This is a genomic window from Streptomyces sp. NPDC107500, from assembly GCF_055582785.1.
In genome coordinates this window covers 354,309-375,303 of sequence record NZ_JBVJPF010000009.1, presented here as the reverse complement: position 1 = coordinate 375,303, position 20,995 = coordinate 354,309, and the positions used below count along the sequence as shown (strand labels likewise).

The following is a 20,995-nucleotide window of genomic DNA, read 5'->3' as shown; positions in this document are numbered from 1 at the left end:
AGCTGGCAAAGCTTGTCGGCACCGCGAGAAAACGGCAGCCGACCGCGCGGCACGGCCCGGTCACCGATGCGGTCACCGAGCACGGCACCCCCCTACCGCGCGTCCCGCCTCGGTGCGCCGCGGCCTCGAGCCCTCCCCTGAGCCGCTTGCCGACGTACCGATGCGGGAGATGTATGACGGTATTGACGGTTGAAACCGTATGGCAAGACCTGGAAGCAGGTCTCACGTTTTTGTTGTTTTGCCGTCATCTGTTCTTCGCGCCTCAATCTGGCCCAGCCCGGCTCGGAGCGTCAAGGGCGCACTGGCGTTCCCACTGACTTTCGTCCGATTTTGAATGACTGTCAGCCATTTCTTGGCATGGACACTCCCATTCAACGCGCGTCACTGTTACGACGGTTACGGCAGAGATCCTGCTAAAGGAGGTTCCATGAGACGTCTCCGACTTGTCGGCTTCCTGAGTTCCTTCCTCCTCGCCGCCGGCGCCGCCCTCACCGGGGCCGCGACCGCCCAGGCGGCCCAACCCACCGCGGCCGGGGGCTATGTGGCCCTCGGCGACTCCTATTCCTCCGGGGTCGGAGCGGGCAGCTACATCAGCTCAAGCGGCGACTGCAAGCGCAGCACCAAGGCCCACCCGTACCTCTGGGCGGCCGCCAACTCCCCCACGACCTTCGACTTCACGGCCTGCTCGGGCGCCCGAACGAGTGAAGTTCTCTCCGGACAACTCGGCCCGCTCTCCACGGCCACCGGCCTCGTCTCGATCAGCATCGGCGGCAACGACGCGGGCTTCGCCGACGTCATGACGACCTGCGTGCTCCAGTCCGACAGCACCTGCCTCTCGCGGATCGCCACCGCGAAGGCCTACGTCGACTCGACGCTGCCCGGCAACCTCGACAGCGTCTACTCGGCGATCAGCGCCAAGGCCCCCAACGCCGACGTCGTCGTCATCGGCTACCCGCGCTTCTACAAGCTCGGCACCTCCTGCCTCGGTCTCTCCGAGACCAAGCGGAAGGCGATCAACGACGCCTCCGACTACCTCAACACCGCCATCGCCAAGCGCGCCGCCGACCACGGCTTCACCTTCGGCGACGTCCGCACCACCTTCACCGGTCACGAGCTGTGCTCCGGCGCCGCGTGGCTGCACAGTGTCAACTGGCTGAACATCGGCGAGTCGTACCACCCGACCGCGGCCGGTCAGTCCGGCGGCTACCTGCCGGTCCTCAACGGCGCCGCCTGACCCGAAGCGGAAGAGGAGGGGGAGGCCCCGTCGGTCGGGGTCTCCGTCTCCGTCCCGGTCTCGCAGGTCACGGAGAACGCCACCGCGTTCGACGTGACCCGCACCGGGGACCGCACCTCCACCCTTACGGAGCCCTCGAACGCGCCGCTGTCCTCGCGCGTCGTCACCACGACGGTGTCCTGGTCCGAGCGGTCGCCGTCCGCGGGGAAGGACAGCGTCCGCCACCCCGGGTCGGAGACCGAACCGTCGTCCGTGACCCAGCGGTAGCCGACCTGAGCGGGCAGCCGCCCCACCGTGAAGGTCGCCGTGAAGGTGGGCGCCCGGTCGTGCGGCGGGGGACAGGTGCCCGAGTAGTCGGGGTGCGAGTCCGCCACGGACACCTTCACCGACTGCGAGGGCGTACCGCTCTCCGTACCGTCGTCCTCCGACTCCGACTCCGACTCCGGCTCCGGCTCCGACGACTTCGACGGACTCGGCTCGGCACTCTCGTCCGGTCCCGTCGCGGGGGCACTGGCCGAAGAGCCCCCGCCGCCGTCCGCGCCCTCCGTCCCGTCACCGCCGTCCGAGCGGTTGAGCAGCCCGTACGTCAGCCCGGCCGCCGCCAGCGCGAGCACGGCCACCCCGGCGATCAGTACGGCACGCGCGCGCCGGTCCCGGTGCGCGGGCGGGCCCGTACCGGCCGTGCCCGCCGTCGTCGCCGGTCCCGGCAGCGGGGGAGTCGGAGCGGCCCCCGCGTCCTGGCGTCCCGCGACGGTCGTGGCGTACCCGTCCGTCGGCGCCGTGCCGTACGCGCCCCGCCCGGACGCAGGGGTGCCCCCGGCGCCCACGAGCCGCAGTTCCCGCTCGGCGCGTTCCGCCGGGAGCCGTTCCGCCGGGTCCTTGCGCAGCAGCCCCTCGATGACGGGCGCGAGCGCACCCGCCCGGTGGGGCGGCGGCAACTCCTCGTCGACGATCGCGCGCAGGGTGCTCAGCGGAGTGTCCTGGCGGAACGGCGAGGCGCCCTCGACCGCCGCGTACAGCAGCACGCCCAGCGACCACAGGTCGGACTCGGGACCGGGGGTGCGGCCCAGCGCCCGTTCCGGGGCGAGGAACTCGGGCGAGCCGATGACCTCTCCGGTCATGGTCAGCGCGGAGCTGCCCTCGACCCGGGCGATCCCGAAGTCGGTGAGCACCACCCGGCCGTCGTTCGACAGCAGCACGTTGGCCGGCTTCACGTCCCGGTGCAGCACCCCGGCCGCGTGCGCGGCCCGCAGCGCGGCCAGCACCTCGGCACCGATCAGCGCGGCCCGCTCCGGCTCCAACGGGCCCTCGGCGTCCAGCAGGTCGGCCAGTGACAGCCCGCGGACCAGCTCCATCACGATCCAGGGCCGGTCGCCGTCGGTGGCCACGTCGTACACCGTGACGACGTTGTGGTGGGCGACCCGGGCCGCGGCCCACGCCTCGCGCTCCAGCCGGGCGTACATCCGCCGCACGTCGCTCTCCGGCAGCCCGGAGGGGGCGCGCACCTCCTTGACGGCGACCTCGCGGTTGAGCACCTCGTCGCGGGCGCGCCACACCGTGCCCATGCCGCCCTCGCCGAGAGGGGACAGGAGGCGGTAGCGGCCGGCGATCACGCGCTCACCGCCGGGTTCCTCGAACACCGGCGCCCCCTATAGACGTCTCGCGCGGACACGGCCCGGGAACGGGCCCGGCCGTCCGCCGCGTTCCTCCCAAAGTAGCTCAGCCGAGTGCGGATGCCGCCCCCCTGAACACCAATCCGGCCCCGAGGAGCACCACCACGCACGCCGATCCGAGCGGGGTGGCCCGGCGCACCATGCCCGCCAGCGGGCCGGACGTCCACCGCGGGCGCCGCGTCAGCAGCCGGCTCACGCCGCCGCCGAGCCGGACGACCGCGATCCCGGCGGCGGTGAGGGTGAGGGCGAGCCCGAGGCCGTACGCGACCACGAGCAGCAGTCCGAACCAGGCGTGGCCGACGGCCGCGGCGCCCACGAGCACCACCACGGCGGACGGACTGGGCACGAGCCCGCCCGCGAAGCCCAGGAGGATCGTGCCGCGCAGGGTGGGGGAAACGGGGTGGGTGTGGGTGTGCGGGCCGTGTTCGTGGGGGTGGTCGTGGTCGTGGCCTTCTCCTTGGTCGTGACCGTGCCCGTGGTCGTGGTGGTGCCCGTGCGCGTGCGTACGGCCGTGCGCCCGGTTGCGCAGTGCGCGGCGTACGAGGCTCGCGCCCGCCAGCGTGACCAGGGCGCCGCCGGCGACACCGAGCCACGCGACGACCGACGGTGTGGCCGCGGAACCCGCGGTGACCAGGACGCCGAGGGCGACCACGCCCAGGGTGTGGGTGACCGTCACCGAGGCCGCCATCGGCAGGACGTCCTTCAGCCGGGCCCCGCCGCCCCGGGCTGCCGCCGTCGCCGCCATCAGGGTCTTGCCGTGGCCCGGTGCGAGCGCGTGCCCCGCGCCGAGGGCGACCGCGACGACCAGGGCGAGGGCGGCGAAGCCGAGGGTGAGGTGCCGGCGGGCGACCAGGGAGTCCAGCGCGCGGGTCCAGCGGTCCGCGCCGCGGGGCAGGACGGAGGCGGCGGGGGCGTCCTGCCGGTCCCGGTCCAGGGCGGGACCGCCGGGCCGGATCCGCAGCGACGCGCTCGCCGTGTCGGCGGGGGACGACAGGGACTCCTGCGGATAGCGGGTCAGTTCACGTGAGTCCGACTCCTCCGGCACGTCCGACGCGGTGAGCGTGGTGCGGTCGCCGCGCGCGGTGATCTCCCGCCAGCCGGGGCCCGCCGAGGCGCCGGCCGCACGGAAGCCGACGCTCACCGGACCGGAGTCGGGCAGCGGTGCCGTGAACCGGCACTCCAGCCGCAGGGTGTCGAGCCCGGCCTGCCCCGGCCGCACGCGCACGCCGCTGTGCCGGGCGGTGAGGGCGACGCCGCGGCCGTCCACGGTGAGGCGGCTGTCGAGCGCCGCCCGCTCGCAGCGCCGCCGGGCCCACTCGGCCGGACCGAGCCGCTCTACGTCGGGGCCGGCCTGGGTCGCCGGGATCTCCGCGAGGTCCTCGACGTGGTCGACGCTCAGTCGACCGGGGGCGGCGACCAGACCGTCGTAGCGGTTGACGGTGAAGTTGCCGAGCGGATGCGCGCTCGCGCCCGCCGGGGCGAGCAGGACCAGGGCGCACGCCGCGGTGAGTGCGGCGGCGCCGCGCGCGAGGAGACCGCGGGGCGTCAACGGGCCGCCTCCAGTTCCTTCAGCGCCGCGCGCGCCTCGCGGGCGCCGAGCGGCGAGAAGCCCGGGTCGAGGCCGAGCGCCGCCGAGAGATGGCGGCGCGCGTCCCCGTGCCGTCCCACCGCGCGCTCGATCACGCCCAAGTGGTAGAGGAACGAGGCGTCGCGGTACCCCGTGGCCACGGCCCGGCGGGCGTACGGCAGTGCCTCCCGGTCGAGGCCGTTGACGTGCAGCGCCCAGGCGACGGCGTCCGCCGTGTGCACGGTGCGGCGGCGGTCCCACTCGGCGCGGGCCGCGCGCAGGGCGGCCTTCCGGTCACCGTGGTCGGCGGCGGCGAGGGCGGTGTCCAGGTCGGCTTCGACACCGCCGGCCCGGGCGAGCGCCGTCCACGCGTCGACGAGGGCGTACCGCTCGCGCGCCTTGGCCGGCTCGCCGCGCGCCTCGTACAGCTCGCCGAGCGCGACGAGCGGACCGGGCAGCGGGGCGCGGGCGACCACGCGCTCCAGGTCGCCGACCGCACCGTCCCGGTCGCCGCTCGCGGCCCTGGCCCTGGCCCGGCCCTCCAGGGCGGGCAGGTACGTGTCGTCGGCGGCGAGGGCGCGGGCGTAGTGGCGCAGGGCGGCCGGCTGGTCGCCCTGCCTGCGGGCGAGGTGGCCCAACTGCGCGGCGACGTAGGCCACGTCGGCGGGGGAGGAGGCGACGGCGAGCGCCCGCTCCAGCACCTTGCGCGCGGTGTCCGTCTCGCCGCGCAGCTCGCGGACGTACGCGTACCGGGTGAAGACGGGGACGCCGGGGCGCCGGGTGTCGGCGGTGTCGGCGGCCCGGGCCGCGTCGTCGTAGCGGCCCAGTTCGACCAGGGCGTCGACACGGGAGCACAGGGCCCGCTCGTTGTAGGGGTTCGCCGCCAGCGCGCGGTCGGCGTACGCCAGCGCCGAGGCGAAGTCGTGCCGGGCGGCGGCGAGAGCGGCGCGCCCCGACAGCGCCCGGTCGTTGCCCGGCTTCAGCTCCAGGGACCGCTTCAGCGCCCGCTCGGCCCGCGGGTAGCGGGAGGGGTCGCCGTCGGTGCGGGCCAGCTCGACGTGGGCCAGCCCGAGGGCCGCCCAGCCCTCGAAGTCGCGGGGCTGGGCCCGGAGCCGGGCCTCCAGCGCGGGAATCCCCACGTCTGGCCCGGCGTCGCGCGCCGCTCCCGGCCGGCCCGCGGGTGCGCCGCCGGGCACGGCGCCGGCACCCTCCCGGGCGCCGCCGACCGCGACGGCCCCCGCGCTGAGCGCCACGGCCAGCAGGACGGCGCACCCGGTGACCTGGAGCCCCCGCCACCTGCGCGCCGCCGCCGCGAACCGCCGCACGGCGACGACCCGCGCCGCGTCCCTTCCGGCACCGGGCGGTGCGTCGCCGGGGCCGCGAGCCGTGCCGGCGTCGGGCGGGCGTGGGGTGGTGGCGGCCGGGCCGGGCGGCTCGCTCCGTGCCTCGTTGTCGTTGCCGTGCGAGGACATGCCTCTCCTCAGGTCGGGCGGTCTGCGTGAAGGTGCGAGCAGCGGTGGGGCGGCGGTCCGCGTGAAGGGTGCGAGCAGTCGTGCGGCCGGTCAGTACGCCCGGCCGCGCATGCGGCGCCACCACGCCACCGCGCCGCCGATCAGCAGGATGCCGACGGCACCGGCCCCCGCCGAGGCGGCGATGAGGGTCGTGTCGCCGGAGCCGGCCGGGCGCAGCGCGTCACCGAGCTGGTTGCGCACGTCGTTGCCGCCGCCCGTGCCGTCGGCGAGCGGACCGCGCGAACCCTCCGTCGGGTTCGCCACGTACGGGAAGGCGGCCCCGAACTCCTTGTCGTTGGCGTCGACCGCGTCGCCCAGGTCGTTCGCGGCACCCACCAGCTCGCCCTCGACGACCTGGAGCGCGGCGTCGATCACGTCGTCGGTCAGCCGGCGTCCGTTGGGGAAGCCCGCGTTGTCCCCGTCGAGGACACCGAGGCGCTTGGGGTCGGCGGCCGGTTCGACCGAGGTGTTGAGGCGCAGCTGCTCCGAGGGCGTGACGTGGGGCGGCTGGTTGAGGTCCGGCACGCCCTTGAGGAACACGTCCACGAGGTCGTCGCGGGGTTCGGCCGGTGCGTTGATGTCGTAGATCGCCTCGATGAGCTTGGGCAGTTCGGGGTTGGTGACGTTCTGGAGGAACTGCGCGTCGTCCGCGGGCGCGGACGCGTTGAAGGTGTCCTTGTCCTTCAGCGGGTTGACCACCTCGTTCACCAGAGGGTTCCCGAGCCGGGACACCTGCGTGAACTCGCCCTGGGCGTTCTCGCGCCGGGTCGTCGACCAGATGCCGACCACCGGCTGCTCCGCCGACTCCACGATCATGTGGGTCGGGACCTGGAGGGCGATCGAGTTGACGTTGTAGCCCTTGAGGGTGTCGTTGCCGACCTCCGACAGGTTCCCGCCGTACAGCAGGTCGAAGACCCTGAGGTCCAGGAAGAACGGGTCGTCGGCCTGACCGGCGAACGTCTTCGTCCCGTCGTCCAGTTCGTGGACGGCCTGGTCGCGCAGGGCGCCGTAGTCCGGCATCGACGCCTTGCCGACGTTCGACGGCGCCACCGGCACGTCGTGCGCGATCGTGGTCCGGGACGACTCCTTCCCGCCGTGCAGTTTGATCAGCTCGATGTCGTAGGTCTGCGTGATGTTGAGGTCCGGGTCGTCGAGGCTCGTGACGGTGCCCGTGTTGTAGAGGAACGACTTGTCGTTCTTCGTGTGCGTGGTGAACGTGTACCGGAAGAGCAGGTCGCCGAGCGCGTCGCCGTCGTTGTCGACGTGCAGGTCGTACTGGGCGTCCTCGGCGAAGGTGAAGAAGTTCGGTCCGCCGGCCGGTTCCTCGAACGGGATCCAGTTCGCGACGAGCGTCGTGGTGTCCGGCCGGTCCGGGCTCACGAAGGCGTACAGATCCGTGTTGTCGTACTGAGGGGTCCCCGATATCAGCGGGGCCTCCCGGTGGCTGGAGGCGGACGCCGCCCGCGGTTCCAGCGCGGTCACGCCGGCCGCGGTGAGCCCCCCGGCCGCCAGCGCGCCGCAGACCAGCGTGGCCAGGCGCCGACGGCCCGTGTCGATTCCGGAGTTGCCGGAGAAAGGTGTCATGCGGTCCGTCCTCTGTGCCCGAGTGCCGAGTTACCTGACGCACCGGCATTCGGAGCACCCACGGGGCCGGATTGGTGCGGGCCCGCATTTGATTCCGTCGCCGGCCGACTGGCGATTTCGGGCCGCGGATCCGTAACCCCTGCGAAGGGCGTGCCGCCGCGTGCGCCCTCGCTGACGCGGACGGGCCGGGAGCGGCCCGCGGAGAGGGGGGCGGGGTGGAGGCGGACGAGCTGCTGACGCTCGTGGCGGACGGCGACCAGAAGGCCTTCGAGGAGCTGTACGGGCTGGTCTCGGGCCCGGTCTTCGGACTCGTACGGCGGGTGGTGCGCGACCCCGCGCAGTCGGAGGAGGTGGCGCAGGAGGTGCTGCTCGAACTCTGGCGGTCCGCGGCGCGGTTCGACCCGGGCCGCGGCAGCGCCCTGTCGTGGATCCTCACCGTCGCCCACCGCCGCGCGGTCGACCGGGTGCGCAGCGCCCGCGCGGCCGGCGAACGCGACCGGCGCGAGGCCCGGCGCGCCCACCACCCCGCCTTCGACCAGGTCTCCGAGGAGGTCGAGGCGGGTCTCGAACGCGAGTGGGTGCGCCGCTGCCTGGACCGGCTGACCGCCCTGCAACGCCAGTCGGTCACCCTCGCCTACTACGACGGCTACACCTACCGGGAGGTGGCCGAACGCCTCTCCCTGCCGCTGGGCACGGTGAAGACGCGGATGCGGGACGGACTGGGCCGCCTGCGCGACTGCCTCGGAGGGACCGCATGAGCTTCCTGGGCCGGCTGTTCCGCCGCGGCGCCCCGCACTCCCTCGCCGCCCCCTACGCCCTGGACGCCCTGGAGGGCGCCGAACGGGAACGCTTCGAACGGCACTTGGAGCGCTGCGCTTCCTGCGCCGCCGAGGTGCGGGCCCTGTCCGAGGACGCCGTCCGGCTGGCCTGGTCCACGGCCGCCCCGGCACCGGCCGCCCTGCGCGAACGGGTCCTGGCCGCCGTCCGCACCACCCCGCAGGAGCCCGCGGCCGGACGCGGCCCCGCGCTCCGGCTGCCCGCCCATGTGTGGGAGGGGAGCCGGACGCCGGAACGGTCCCGCGCGGTCCGGCCGCGTCCCCTGCTGGTGCCGTTCGCCACGGTGACGGCCGCCGCCGCGCTCGTGGTCGCCTCGCTCTTCGCCGTGCAGGCCGACCGGACCCGGGACGAGTTGGACACGGCGCGGGACCGGGCACGTGAGATCGCCCACGTTCTCGCGGCTCCGGACGCCCGCGCGACGAGCGACACGGACGACCGCGGCCGCGGCATCGGAGTCGTCGCCTCCGCCGCCGAGGGGCGCGCGGTGGTCACCCTGAGCGGGTACGGCGAGCCGTCGGGCGACCGCGTGCACCAACTGTGGCTCATGCGCCCCGGCGCCGGGCCGCGCTCCCTCGGGCTTCTGGACGGCGACACGCCCCTGATCGCGGCCGGTCTGAACCGGTCGGCGACATCACTCGCGGTGACCGTCGAGCCCGGAGGGGGGTCGGTCCGGCCGACGAGCAGCCCCATTGTCCAACTCACCCTGGAATCTGTCGGATTCGGAGAGTAATCGTCAACCCCCTTACGGGGAAGGTGAATCCTGTGACCGCGATACACGCAGCCCGTACCGGGGCGATAGGGTTACCCTGCCCGGGCCGGGTGGACTCGTACGGGTGGGGAGTGACATGGAACAGATAACGGTGCGCAGCAGGGCAAGGGTGCCTGCGATCACCTGCAAGAGCAGCGCGAGCAGCTCGCGTCTCGACCGGCATCTCGCGGTGCTCGGAGGGCCTGCCCTCCCGCAGCGGGAGACCGTGGAGGCGACGTCGCTGATGCGCGAGCTGACCGCGCGTGAGCCCGCGCACAAGCGCAGCAGCAGGGGCGCCAGGGTGCGCCGGGTCTCGCTGTTCGCGCCGCTGCGCCGACTGCGCCGCTCGCTGTTCGGCGGCAACTGAGGCCCGCGCTCCGGAGGTCACACCGCCCCGGCGCGGCGCCGCGCACTCGTCCGTCATCCCCACGGCACGCAGCGGCGCCCCGGTGTGTTTCCGAGCGCGGGTGTTTCCCGTACGCCTGACCCGTAGTCCCGTAGACCCGTAGACCCGTAGACCCGTAGACCCGTAGACCCGTAGACCCGTAGACCCGTAGACCCGTCAGGTCCCCGGCCCCCGGTCCGCCGTTTCCCGCCCGGCGGTGGCGCCCACCCGTGCGCTCAGCGATCGCCGCGCGCGTACCGGCGTACGGCGAGCGGGACGAACACCGCCAGCAGCAGTCCGCACCAGGCCAGCGACCCGGCCACCGGATGCGCCACCGGCCACGCCGCCCCCTCCGGCACGGGCGCGTTGCCGAACAGGTCGCGCAGTGCCGTCGTCACCGCGCTGATCGGATTCCACTCGGCCACCGTGCGCAGCCAGCCGGGCAGCCCGTCGGTCGGGATGTACGCGTTGGAGAGCAACGGCAGGATGAAGGTCGCGCCGCCCAGTTGACCGGCGGCCTCCTCATTCCGGGTGAGCAGCCCCAGGAAGATCCCGATCCACGTCGTCGCGAACCGGAACAGCAGCAACAGCCCCACCGCGCCGGCCGCGCCCGCCGCGCCGTCCTCGATCCGCCACCCCACCGCGAGACCCACCAGCAGCAGCGGCACCGTCCCCGCCGCCGTGACGAGCACGTCCGCCACCGACTGCCCGAGCGGTACGGCGGCCCGGCTCACCGGCAGGGTGCGCAGGCGGTCCGTCACCCCTCGGTGGGTGTCCTGGGCCGCCTGGAACATGCCGGTCATGATTCCGTTCGCGGCCGTCGCGACCAGCAGGCCCGGCAGCAGGAAGGAGCGGTACTCCTCGCCCGGCATCGCCAGCGCGCTGCCGAAGACGTAGCCGAAGAACAGCAGCATCGTGATCGGCATCGTCTGGGTGAGGATCAGCAGGCCCGGGTTGTTCCGGATCCGCCGCAACTGGCGCCCCAGCATGGCCGATCCGTCGTGCACCAGGCCGTACGTCCCCGGTCGGCCCGGCCTTGTCGTCACCGTGCTCATGCCACCAGCTCCCTGCTGTCGGTCAGGCGGAGGAAGACGTCGTCGAGGGTCGGCGCCCGCAGGCTCGCGTCCACCAGCGGCACCCCGGCCCCGTCGAGTTCGCGCACCAGGCGGGGCAGGGTCAGCGTCGGATCCGTGCTGACCGCGCCGACCGTGAGCCGGTCGTGGTCCAGCGCCGGTTCGTTTCCCGTGAGGCGGTCCAGGACGCCCGCCGCCCGCGGCACGGCGTCCGCGTCGGCGACGACGGCCTCCGCGTACGCCCCCACCAGCGCCTTGAGTTCGGCCGGCGACCCCGTGTGCGCGACCCGGCCCCGGTCCACCAGGGCGATGTCGTCGGCGAGGCGGTCGGCCTCCTCCAGGTACTGGGTGGTGAGGAGCACGGTAGTGCCGTCCTCCTTCAGGGCGCGCACGGCGTCCCAGATCACGTTGCGGCCGGCCGGGTCCAGGCCGGTCGTCGGCTCGTCGAGGAAGAGCACGTCGGGCCGCCGGACGAGACAGGCCGCCAGGTCGAGACGGCGCCGCATGCCCCCGGACAGGGTGGAAGCGGGCCGGTCGGCGGCCTCCGTCAGGCCGAAGCGGTCCAGCAGCTCACCGGTCCGCGCCGCCGCGTCCCGCACCCGGTGCAGGCGGGCGAAGAGCCGCAGATTCTGGCGTCCGGTGAGGTCCCCGTCCACCGACGCGTACTGCCCGGTGACCCCGATCCGGTGCCGCACCGCGGCCGCCTCGCGGACGAGGTCGTGCCCGGCGATCCGGGCCGACCCCGCGTCCGGCCGCAGCAGTGTCGTCAGCAGCCGCACCGCCGTGGTCTTGCCCGCCCCGTTCGGTCCGAGCAGTCCGCACACCGTGCCCTCGGCCACCGCGAGATCCAGGCCGCGGAGCGCGCGCACCTCGCCGAAGCGTTTCTCCAGACCCTCACTAAGTACATCGTACGTAGTAGTCATGAGGCGACCATAGCGCACTACGTACGCTGTACGTAACTAGGATGGTGGCCGAGGTGATGCACGATGGCGGGCCGAGCGGCCGTACCCGAAGTGATCTGGTCGCGCCCCGAGCGCACCGGCAGGGGGCCGAGACCGGCCTACACCCGAGCCGACATCGCCGCGGCCGCGGTGCGGATCGCCGACGCCGAGGGGCTGGACGCGGTCTCGATGCGGCACGTCGCCGCCGCGCTGGGCTGCGGCACGATGTCGCTCTACAACTACGTCCCCCGCAAGGAGGACCTGTACGAGCTGATGATGGACGCGGTCAGCGGCGAGCACGAGCTGTGGGAACCGAGCGGCGACTGGCGTGCCGACATGGTCCGGGTGGCCCACCAGACCCGCGCGCTGATGCACCGCCACACCTGGCTGCCCCGCCTGATGTCCCCGGTCTACGGCTTCAGCCCCAACGCCCTGCGTTACCTGGAGCACTGCCTGGCCTGCCTCGACCCCTTCGACGCGCCCCCGGGCACCAAGATGGAGCTGGTCGCGATGGTGAACGGCGTCGTGACGACCTACGTCACCAACGAGATCTCCACCGTGGAGCGCACCCGGTCGCTGCCCTGGTCCCAGGAGCAGGAGGACGCGACGCGCGTCGCCTACCTGGGCGGGCAGCTCGCGAGCGGCGCCTATCCGCGGCTGGCCGCGAGCTTCGCCGAGGATGCCGGTCCGATCGACCTGGAGGCGGTCTTCGAGCGGGCGCTGAGCAGGGTCCTGGACGGCTTCTCCTGAGCGCCGGGACCGGGGGGTGCTACAGCAGCGCCAGCTGTCCCTCCGGCCCTTCCTCCGGGCCGTCCAGCACGGAGGCCGGCCGGCGGGCCGTCGGGGGCACCGGCAGCACGCCCGCCTCGCGCAGCTCCGCCGCGGTGATCTCCGCCGTCACCGTCGACTCCGCGGATCCGGAGCGCGCTTCGGCGAGCAGGGCGAGGACCGTGATCAGCTCCAGCAGCTCGGACGTCCAGGTCTGCGGCCAGGTGGCCGGGCGGATCGCCGCCAGCGTGCCCGGCTCGCCCTCGGCGGTGCGGGCCGCGAACCACTGCTCCAGCACCCGGACTCCGCCCACCTCGAACTCCCAGGCGCCGGGCGGCACGGGGGAGACGCGGCCCTCGTCCAGGTGCAGGACCTCGTCGTCCGGGGCGTAGCGCAGGGTCAGCGGGCGCGCGGGCAGCGGGGCGCGGACGTACGGGCGGCGGCCGCCGGGGAGTCTGGGGCGCTCGCCGTAGCGCAGCATCAGCCACAGCGCGCGCCGCCCCAGGTCGACGCCCCGCTCCCACAGCTCGGGGTCCGCGGTGAACGGGACGGTCCCGCCGGGCCGCACGGCCGCGACCGACCAGGCCAGTACGTCCGGCGGCGCGACCGGCCGCCCGAGCCGGGCGGCGAGGTGGTCCAGGAGGCCGGGGGCCAGGTTGGGCTCGGCGCCGCCGGGCCTGCGGTACAGCGGACGGATCCGGGCGGGGCCGAACAACGGCAGCCGGGAGGAGGCGAGCAGCAGCGGCGGGCCGGTGGCGCCGGGCACCTCCACGACGAACACCTGCCGCTCGTCCGCCACCCGCCACAGCTCCGGGCGGGCCGCGTCGATCAGCCGGTGGTCGGGAATCAGCCACTGCTCGTCGAAGGGCGCGCGCAGTACCCGCAGCGGCTCCGGGCACGGCCCCGAGGCGCGCGCCAGCCGCTCGGTGCCCCCGGCGCCGCCGGGCAGCCGCCCGACCGCCGTGTGCGGGGTGCGGGAGCGGGTCGGCTCGAACAGGGCCTCGCGGTCGGCTCCCTCGGCCTTCACCAGCGCGTCCCAGCGGGCCTTCAGGGACGCCGCGTCGGGCGCCGTCGGCCACCCCCGGCCGAGCCGTGGCGGTGCGACGGACCACGGCATGAGGTCCGCCAGCGGCGGAGCGTCGTCGTGCGTCACGCCCGGCATCGTACGACGGGAAGGCGCGGCCTCATGTGGCGTCCAGGGTGACCGTGAAGGAGAACCGGTCGCCCCGGTAGTGGATGACCGCCACGTCCAGCACCCGGCCCGCGGTGTCGTAGGTGACGCCCGTGTAGTGCAGGATCGGGCTGAGCAGGGGGACTTCGAGCAGCCGGGCGGTCTCCGGGTCCGCGAGCCGGGCCTCCACGGTGTCCGTGATCCGGCTGATGTCCATCCCCACCACGTCCCGCAGCACCTTGGTCATCGGCCACCGCGCCAGGTCGTCCACGTCGATGCGGGCGGCCAGTTCGGGACGGACGTAGTTGCGGGCGTGGTTGGTGGGCTCGCCCGTCGTCTCGTCGCAGCGCAGCCGGTGGTACGTCCCCACCTCCACGGACTCGGGGAAGTACTCCGCGACCTCGGGCGGCACCGGCACCGTGCCGTGGCCCAGCAGCTCGGCCTTCATGCCGGACTGCTGCGCCACGATCGCGTCCACCGAACCCAGCAGCCGCACCGGCGCCCCGCGCCGCGCGTCCGGCTCGATGAACGTGCCGCGCCTGCGGTGCCGGGTGATCAGCCCCTCGTCCTCCAGCTCCTTGAGCGCCTGCCGCATGGTCAGCACGCTCACCCCGTAGTGACCGGCCAACTGCTCCTCGGTGGGCAGCCGCAGCGGGTCCCGGGGCGAGCGGCCGAGTATCGAGGCGCGCAGCGACTGCGACACCTGGTACCACAGCGGAAGCTTGCGGTTCAGGACGATGGAGTCCGGGGCGAAGGAGGTCACGGGCCATCCGTACCGGTAGGGAAACCTCAGTGCAAGGGGCGGAAGTGACGCTCCAGGCCCTGCCAGACGTCGTCGTAGCGGGCTTGCAGGTGTTCCGCGCGGGCCGCCTGGGGGGTGAGGGTCACCGGCCACCGCGTCTCGAACATGAACGCCAGGCCGTCGTCGATCCGCTGCGGCTTCAGCTCGGCGGCGCTCGCCCGGTCGAAGGTCTCCCGGTCCGGGCCGTGCGCCGACATCATGTTGTGCAGCGATCCGCCGCCCGGCACGAAGCCCTCCGCCTTCGCGTCGTAGGCGCCCTCGATCAGGCCCATGTACTCGCTCATCACGTTCCGGTGGAAGTACGGCGGCCGGAAGGTGTCCTCGCCCACCAGCCAGCGCGGCGCGAAGACCACGAAGTCGACGCCCGCGAGCCCCGGGGTGTCCGACGGGGAGGTGAGCACGGTGAAGATGGACGGGTCCGGGTGGTCGTACGAGATGGTGCCGATGACGTTGAAGCGGCGCAGGTCGTAGACGTACGGCACGTGGTTGCCGTGCCAGGCGACGACGTCCAGCGGGGAGTGGTCGTACTCCGCCGTCCAGAGGTTGCCGCAGAACTTGTTGACCACCTCCACCGGACCCGGCGTGTCCCCGTCGTCCTCGAAGGCGGCGACCGGCGCCATGAAGTCCCGCGCGTTCGCCAGGCCGTTGGCGCCGATCAGGCCGAGGTCCGGCAGCTGGAAGGGGGCGCCGTAGTTCTCGCAGACGTAGCCGCGGGCGTCGGCGTCCAGCAGCTCCACCCGGAAACGCACCCCGCGCGGGATCAGCGCCACGTGGCCCGGCTCGGCGTGCAGCAGTCCGAACTCGGTGCGCAGCAGCAGGCCGCCGCGCTCCGGGACGATCAGCAGCTCGCCGTCGGAGTCACTGAACACGCGCTCCATGGAGGCGGTCGCGTGGTACAGGTGCACGGCCATGCCGGTGCGCTGGGTCGCGTCGCCGTTGCCGCCGAGCGTCCACAGGCCCGCGACGAAGTCCGTCCCGGCCACCGGCTCCGGCAGCGGGTTCCAGCGCAGCCGGTTCGGGTCCGGCACGGCCTGGTCGAAGGGCGCCGTGCGGATCGCGCCGTTGCCCGCGCGGGTGAACGCCGGGTGGGCGGCCGAGGGGCGGATCCGGTACAGCCACGAACGCCGGTTGTGGGCACGGGGCTCGGTGAACGCCGTGCCGCTCAACTGCTCGGCGTACAGCCCGAGCGGCGCCCGCTGCGGCGAGTTCCGGCCCTCGGGCAGCGCGCCCGCGACCGCCTCCGAGCTGTGCTCGTTGCCGAAGCCGGACAGATAGGCCAGCCCCTCCGCGGTCTTCCGCGCGTCCCCGCTCATTGATCGCTCCCTCGCAACCCGATTCCTATGGCACACCGTAGGATTGCGGTTTCCCGCGCGCAAGAGGGCGTGCGGGTCTTCCCGGCGCGTCCCGGTTCTTCCCCGTCCGGCGCGCGTCCTCCTGAAGGATGACCGGAACCAGGCCCCCGGGGGATCCGGACTGTCGGACCCGTGTTCTAGTCTCGCGTCATGTCGTGGACGCGGGGAGTGCTCGCCGTGCTCGCGGTCTGCGTCCTGTTGTTGACCGGGTCCGCGGGCTGCGGCCCGGGAGACGGCGGAGAACCGGAGGCCGGGGAGTCGGCCGCTCCGGTGGGCAGGCTGCTCGACGCCACCGACGAGCAGGGCCGGCGCTACCGCGAGGTGGACGCCGAACAGGCCCCCGAGGTCGGCATCGAGGTGCAGCCCGAGCGCGACGACAGCTGGGACGTACGCCTGACCGTCCGCGGCTTCAGGTTCTCGCCGGACGGCACCGGGGCCGAGGCGGTGCCCGGCCGCGGCGTCGCCCACCTCTTCCTCGACGGCGACCTCCTCACCCGCCTGCGCGGCCCGGAGTACCGGCTCACCGCCGACCTGGTCCCGCGCGGCACCCACCAGGTCACGGTCCGGCTGTACGCCGACGACGACACCGTCTGGGCCGTCGACGGCGAGCCCGTCGAGTCCACGGCGGACATCACGGCGTCGGACACCGAGCCGACGGAGGCGACCGAGCCCGAGGAGATCGAGGGCCGGACCGTTCCCACCCGCGCGACGGCACGGTGAGGGCATCATGAGGACCGTGTCCCACGCGACCCCGCTCCGCCGCGCCCCCGTGCAGCGGCGCAGCGCCGAACGGCTGACCAGGATCCTCGACGCCTGCGCCGACCTCCTCGACGAGGTGGGCTACGACGCCCTGAGCACCCGGGCCGTGGCGCTGCGCGCCGACGTCCCCATCGGGTCGGTGTACCGCTTCTTCGGCAACAAGCGGCAGATGGCCGACGCGCTGGCCCAGCGCAACCTGGAGCGCTACGCGGAACGCGTGACCGAACGGCTCACGGAGACCGGCGACGGCGGCTGGCGCTGCGCCCTGGACGCGGTGCTCGACGAGTACCTGGCGATGAAGCGGACCGCCCCCGGCTTCTCCCTGATCGACTTCGGCAACCAGATCCCGGTCGGCGACCGGGCGGCCGTCCCCAACAACCGCGTCGCAGAGCGGCTCACCGAGCTGCTCTCCGGCTACCTCGGCCGCAGCCCCGACGACGATCTCCGCCGCGTCTTCCTCGTCGCCGTGGAGACCGCCGACACCCTCGTCCAACTCGCCTTCCGGGTCGCGCCGGACGGGGACGCGAAGATCATCGAGGAGGCGCGGGAGCTGCTCCGGGCCTATCTGGGACGCGTCCTGGACTGACGCGCCGGACGCCCCGGTGCCGTGCGGCCGTGCGCGCGAGGGCTCCCCAACATGCCTACCGGTCGGTATGCTCGCGGCAAGAGCGACGCCGCCCTCCGGGAGGACCCGTGTCCCGCACCGCCCTGCGTATCTGCCCCCTGTGCGAGGCCACCTGCGGCCTGGCCCTCACCATCGACGGCACCGAGGTCACCGCCGCCCGCGGCGACCGCGACGACGTCTTCAGCCACGGCTTCATCTGCCCCAAGGGCGCCTCCTTCGGGGCCGTCGACTCCGACCCCGACCGGCTGCGCACGCCCCTGGTGCGCAGGGACGGCGAACTGCGCGAGGCCACCTGGGAGGAGGCTTTCGACGCGGTCGCCGCCGGAGTCCGCACCGTCGGCGAGCGGCACGGACCGCACTCCGTCGGCCTCGTCCTCGGCAACCCCAACGTGCACACCGTGGCCGGCGCCCTCTACCCGCCCGTCCTGCTCGCCGCCCTCGGCACCCGCAGCCTCTTCACCGCCTCCACGGTCGACCAGATGCCCAAGCACGTCTCCAGCGGGCTGCTCTTCGGCGACGCCAACGCCATCCCGGTGCCCGACCTCGACCACACCGACCACCTCCTGCTGATCGGTGCCAACCCGCTGGAGTCCAACGGCAGTCTGTGCACCGCCCCCGACTTCCCCGGCCGGCTCAAGGCCCTGCGCGCCCGCGGCGGCACCCTCACCGTCGTCGACCCGCGCCGCACCCGCACCGCGAAACTCGCCGACCGCCACGTGGCGATCCGGCCCGGCACCGACGCCCTGCTGCTCGCCGCGATGGTCCACGTGCTGTACGAGGAGGGCCTGGCCGACCTCGGGGACCTCGCCCCGCACGTGACCGGGGTCGACGAAGTCCGCGATGCCGTGCGCGACTTCACCCCCGAGGCCGTCGCCGCGGCCTGCGACGTGGACGCCGGTGTGACACGCGCCCTCGCCCGCGAACTCGCCGCCGCCCGCACCGGCGCCGTCTACGGCCGCATCGGCAGCTGCACCGTCCCGCACGGCACCCTCGCCAGCTGGCTCGTGGACGTCCTCAACATCCTCACCGGCAACCTCGACCGGCCCGGCGGCGCCCTCTTCCCGCAGGCCGCCACCGACCGGACCCCGCGCCCCGCCGGGCCCGGCCGCGGATTCGCGCTCGGCCGCTGGCGCTCCCGGGTGAGCGGACACCCCGAGGCCAAGGGCGAACTGCCGCTGTCCGCCCTCGCGGAGGAGATCGACACCGCCACCGACGCCGCCAACGACGCCGACACGAACACCGCCACGGACGCTGCCGCCGCCGACGCCGCCACCGGCGAGCCGGTCCGCGCGCTGATCACCATCGCCGCCAACCCCGTACTGTCCGCCCCCGACGGCGACCGGCTCGACAAGGCGCTCGCCTCGCTCGACTTCATGGTCAGCGTCGACCCCTACCTCAACGAGACCTCCCGCCACGCCCACGTCGTCCTGCCGCCGCCCCCGCCCGCGCAGAGCCCGCACCACGACTTCGCCTTCAACACCCTCGCCGTGCGCAACCAGGTCCGCTACACCCGCCCCGCCGTCCCGCTGGAGCCAGGCCGCATGGCGGAGACCGAGATCCTGGCCCGGCTGACCCTGGCCGTCAGCGGCAGGCACGGCGCCGACCCGGCCGCCGTCGACGCCATGGTGATCCAGCAGACCCTCGGCAAGTCCGTCCGCGACCCGCACTCACCCGTGCACGGCCGCGACCCCGGCGACCTGACCGCACGGCTCACCGGCGAGAACGGCCCCGAGCGACGGCTCGACCTGATGCTGCGCCTCGGCCCCTACGGGGACGGCTTCGGCGCCCGACCCGACGGGCTGACCCTGGAGCGCCTGCTCGCCCACCCGCACGGCATCGACCTCGGCCCGCTGCGCCCGCGCCTGCCGCAGCCGCTGAAGACCCGCAGCGGAAAGGTGGAGCTGCTGCCGGAGCCGATCGCCGGCGACCTGCCCCGCCTGCGGCAGGCCCTGGCCGAGCGCCCCGCCGGGCTCGTCCTCGTCGGCCGCCGCCACCTCAGGTCCAACAACAGCTGGATGCACAACATCCCGGCCCTCACCGGCGGCTCCAACCGCTGCACCCTGCACCTCCATCCCGACGACGCCGGACGGCTCGGCGTACGCGCCGCGCAGCCCGTGCGCGTCCAGGGGCCCGGGGGAGAGGTGACCGTCCCCGCCGAGGTCACCGACACCGTCCGGCCCGGCGTGGTCAGCCTGCCGCACGGCTGGGGCCACGACCGCCCCGGCACCCGCCAGACCCACGCCGCCACCGAGCCCGGCGTCAACGTCAACCAGCTCCTCGACGGCAGCCTGCTCGACCCGCTCTCCGGCAACGCGGTCCTCAACGGCGTACCGGTAAAGCTCACCCCGGTGACCGCCCTCTGACCTGAGCAAAGCTTTGACCTGGAGTTTTGCGCTTATTGCTCGCATGTCAACGTCTTGTTAACGCGACTTCACGGCACCTAACGTCGCTCGCACCGCCTGCCCCGGTGGAATGTTCAAGGGCGAACGTTAGGTACTCACACATGCTGACCATCCTCGGCTTCGCCATGATCGCGACCTTCCTGGTCCTGATCATGATGAAGAAGATGTCGCCGATCGCGGCGCTCGTGCTGATTCCCGCGCTGTTCTGCGTGTTCGTCGGCAAGGGCGCCCACCTAGGCGACTACGTCATCGACGGCGTGTCCAGCCTCGCCCCCACCGCGGCGATGCTCATGTTCGCGATCGTCTACTTCGGGGTGATGATCGACGTCGGGCTCTTCGACCCGATCGTCCGGGCCATCCTGAAGTTCTGCAAGGCCGACCCGATGCGCGTCGTCGTCGGTACGGCGCTGCTCGCCGCGATCGTCTCGCTCGACGGCGACGGCTCCACCACCTTCATGATCACGGTCTCGGCCATGTATCCGCTGTACAAGCGGCTGAAGATGAGCCTGGTCGTGATGACGGGCGTCGCCGCGATGGCCAACGGCGTGATGAACACGCTGCCCTGGGGCGGCCCCACCGCCCGCGCCGCCACCGCGCTCAAGGTCGACGCCACCGACATCTTCGTCCCGATGATCCCGGCCCTGGCCGTCGGTCTGCTCGCGGTCGTCGCCCTGTCGTACGTGCTCGGTCTGCGCGAGCGCCGCCGGGTGGGCACGCTGACGCTGGACGAGGCGCTGGTGCGCGAACCGGAGCCGGAGACCGAGACGGTGCTGGTCGGTGCGGGTGCGGGTGCGGGTGCCAAGGCCGGTGCCGGTCGTGGCGGCACGCGCGGAGCGGACCGCTCCCAGGGTTCCGCCGGCTCCGGCGGCTCCGGCGCGGCGGACGAGGCGTCGGACGACGACTTCAAGGGCCTCGACCCGAACCGGCCCACCCTGCGCCCCAAGCTGTACTGGTTCAACGCGCTCCTCACGGTCGCGCTGCTCACCGCCATGATCATGGAACTGCTGCCGATCCCGGTGCTCTTCCTGCTCGGCGCCGCGCTCGCGCTCACCGTGAACTTCCCGCACATCCCGGACCAGAAGGCCCGGATCGCCGCCCACGCCGACAACGTGCTCAACGTCTCCGGCATGGTCTTCGCCGCCGCCGTCTTCACCGGCGTCCTCACCGGCACCGGCATGGTCGACCACATGGCCAACTGGCTCGTGAACACCATCCCCGAGGGCATGGGCCCGCACATGGGCCTGGTCACCGGCCTGCTGAGCCTGCCGCTCACCTACTTCATGTCCAACGACGGCTTCTACTTCGGCGTCCTGCCCGTGCTCGCCGAGGCGGGGCAGGCGCACGGCGTGTCGACGCTGGAGATCGCCCGCGCCTCGATCGTCGGCCAGCCGCTGCACATGTCCAGCCCGCTCGTCCCGGCCGTGTACGTCCTGGTCGGCATGGCGAAGGTCGAGTTCGGCGACCACACGCGGTTCGTCGTGAAGTGGGCGGTCCTGACCAGCCTGGTGATTCTCGCGGCGGGCATCCTGTTCGGCATCATCTGATCATCGGCACGGCGTCCGC

General features: G+C 73.6%; 18 protein-coding genes. 9 read left to right on the top strand and 9 right to left on the bottom strand.

The window, feature by feature from the left end; all coding sequences use genetic code 11:
* The first annotated feature begins 427 nt into the window (after nucleotides 1–427).
* Nucleotides 428–1,234, top strand: a complete 807-nt coding sequence (locus ACZ67M_RS33675; RefSeq protein ID WP_392013985.1) for an SGNH/GDSL hydrolase family protein — start codon at nucleotides 428–430, stop codon at nucleotides 1,232–1,234.
* Here ACZ67M_RS33675 and ACZ67M_RS33670 read toward each other — a convergent pair.
* The 4 genes from ACZ67M_RS33670 to ACZ67M_RS33655 all read right to left on the bottom strand — a co-directional run bounded on the left by ACZ67M_RS33670 (nucleotide 1,204) and on the right by ACZ67M_RS33655 (nucleotide 7,569).
* On the bottom strand, nucleotides 1,204–2,874 hold the full coding sequence (locus ACZ67M_RS33670) for a serine/threonine-protein kinase (RefSeq protein WP_469853905.1): 1,671 nt from the start codon (nucleotides 2,872–2,874) through the stop codon (nucleotides 1,204–1,206). The genes ACZ67M_RS33675 and ACZ67M_RS33670 overlap by 31 nt on opposite strands.
* Before the next feature lie 79 nt (nucleotides 2,875–2,953).
* Nucleotides 2,954–4,456: an urease accessory protein UreH domain-containing protein gene (locus ACZ67M_RS33665; RefSeq protein WP_469853904.1), complete on the bottom strand. Its 1,503-nt coding sequence runs from the start codon at nucleotides 4,454–4,456 to the stop codon at nucleotides 2,954–2,956.
* Complete coding sequence (locus ACZ67M_RS33660) at nucleotides 4,453–5,946, bottom strand: tetratricopeptide repeat protein (RefSeq protein WP_469853903.1); 1,494 nt, start codon at nucleotides 5,944–5,946, stop codon at nucleotides 4,453–4,455. Before ACZ67M_RS33660 ends, ACZ67M_RS33665 begins: the two co-directional genes overlap by 4 nt.
* Before the next feature lie 90 nt (nucleotides 5,947–6,036).
* Entirely contained in the window at nucleotides 6,037–7,569 is a 1,533-nt protein-coding gene (locus tag ACZ67M_RS33655) for a DUF4331 domain-containing protein (protein ID WP_469853902.1), read from the bottom strand.
* Between the two features lie 215 nt (nucleotides 7,570–7,784).
* Here ACZ67M_RS33655 and ACZ67M_RS33650 point away from each other — a divergent pair, with 215 nt between their 5' ends.
* From ACZ67M_RS33650 to ACZ67M_RS33640, 3 genes are all read left to right on the top strand, one after another.
* On the top strand, nucleotides 7,785–8,327 hold the full coding sequence (locus ACZ67M_RS33650) for a sigma-70 family RNA polymerase sigma factor (protein WP_385797299.1): 543 nt from the start codon (nucleotides 7,785–7,787) through the stop codon (nucleotides 8,325–8,327).
* Nucleotides 8,324–9,136 carry an anti-sigma factor gene (locus tag ACZ67M_RS33645; RefSeq protein WP_469853901.1) on the top strand — a complete coding sequence of 271 codons (813 nt, stop codon included), beginning with the start codon at nucleotides 8,324–8,326 and terminating at the stop codon, nucleotides 9,134–9,136. Before ACZ67M_RS33650 ends, ACZ67M_RS33645 begins: the two co-directional genes overlap by 4 nt.
* Nucleotides 9,137–9,251: 115 nt before the next feature.
* Nucleotides 9,252–9,521, top strand: coding sequence for a hypothetical protein (locus tag ACZ67M_RS33640; protein WP_064727101.1), 270 nt, complete (start codon nucleotides 9,252–9,254; stop codon nucleotides 9,519–9,521).
* A 254-nt stretch (nucleotides 9,522–9,775) separates the two neighbouring features.
* On the opposite strand, the gene ACZ67M_RS33635 is transcribed toward ACZ67M_RS33640, so the two are convergent.
* Nucleotides 9,776–10,594: an ABC transporter permease gene (locus ACZ67M_RS33635; RefSeq protein ID WP_469853900.1), complete on the bottom strand. Its 819-nt coding sequence runs from the start codon at nucleotides 10,592–10,594 to the stop codon at nucleotides 9,776–9,778.
* Nucleotides 10,591–11,535, bottom strand: coding sequence for an ATP-binding cassette domain-containing protein (locus tag ACZ67M_RS33630; protein WP_469853899.1), 945 nt, complete (start codon nucleotides 11,533–11,535; stop codon nucleotides 10,591–10,593). Before ACZ67M_RS33630 ends, ACZ67M_RS33635 begins: the two co-directional genes overlap by 4 nt.
* Nucleotides 11,536–11,598: 63 nt before the next feature.
* Between ACZ67M_RS33630 and ACZ67M_RS33625 the strand changes: the two genes are divergently transcribed.
* A complete protein-coding gene (locus ACZ67M_RS33625; protein WP_453438571.1) occupies nucleotides 11,599–12,303 on the top strand; it encodes a TetR/AcrR family transcriptional regulator C-terminal domain-containing protein in 705 nt (234 codons plus the stop codon).
* 19 nt (nucleotides 12,304–12,322) lie between these two features.
* Here ACZ67M_RS33625 and ACZ67M_RS33620 read toward each other — a convergent pair whose 3' ends face one another.
* Genes ACZ67M_RS33620 through hmgA form a run of 3 tightly spaced genes read right to left on the bottom strand, consistent with a single transcriptional unit; the run spans nucleotide 12,323 to nucleotide 15,607 of the window.
* The gene (locus tag ACZ67M_RS33620; protein WP_469853898.1) at nucleotides 12,323–13,483 is read right to left on the bottom strand and encodes a type ISP restriction/modification enzyme; all 1,161 of its coding nucleotides are present in this window, start codon (nucleotides 13,481–13,483) and stop codon (nucleotides 12,323–12,325) included.
* A gap of 22 nt (nucleotides 13,484–13,505) precedes the next feature.
* Nucleotides 13,506–14,255, bottom strand: coding sequence for a GntR family transcriptional regulator (locus ACZ67M_RS33615; RefSeq protein ID WP_125494357.1), 750 nt, complete (start codon nucleotides 14,253–14,255; stop codon nucleotides 13,506–13,508).
* A 26-nt stretch (nucleotides 14,256–14,281) separates the two neighbouring features.
* Nucleotides 14,282–15,607: a homogentisate 1,2-dioxygenase gene (gene hmgA, locus ACZ67M_RS33610; protein WP_469853897.1), complete on the bottom strand. Its 1,326-nt coding sequence runs from the start codon at nucleotides 15,605–15,607 to the stop codon at nucleotides 14,282–14,284.
* A 189-nt stretch (nucleotides 15,608–15,796) separates the two neighbouring features.
* Between hmgA and ACZ67M_RS33605 the strand changes: the two genes are divergently transcribed.
* The 4 genes from ACZ67M_RS33605 (at nucleotide 15,797) to ACZ67M_RS33590 (ending at nucleotide 20,976) form a co-directional block, all read left to right on the top strand.
* On the top strand, nucleotides 15,797–16,366 hold the full coding sequence (locus tag ACZ67M_RS33605; RefSeq protein ID WP_469853896.1) for a hypothetical protein: 570 nt from the start codon (nucleotides 15,797–15,799) through the stop codon (nucleotides 16,364–16,366).
* Nucleotides 16,367–16,373: 7 nt separating this feature from the next.
* Nucleotides 16,374–16,991 carry a TetR/AcrR family transcriptional regulator gene (locus ACZ67M_RS33600; RefSeq protein WP_469853895.1) on the top strand — a complete coding sequence of 206 codons (618 nt, stop codon included), beginning with the start codon at nucleotides 16,374–16,376 and terminating at the stop codon, nucleotides 16,989–16,991.
* Nucleotides 16,992–17,098: 107 nt separating this feature from the next.
* Nucleotides 17,099–19,393, top strand: coding sequence for a molybdopterin-dependent oxidoreductase (locus ACZ67M_RS33595; RefSeq protein WP_469853894.1), 2,295 nt, complete (start codon nucleotides 17,099–17,101; stop codon nucleotides 19,391–19,393).
* Between the two features lie 140 nt (nucleotides 19,394–19,533).
* Nucleotides 19,534–20,976: a CitMHS family transporter gene (locus tag ACZ67M_RS33590; protein WP_469853893.1), complete on the top strand. Its 1,443-nt coding sequence runs from the start codon at nucleotides 19,534–19,536 to the stop codon at nucleotides 20,974–20,976.
* Nucleotides 20,977–20,995: the final 19 nt, after the last annotated feature.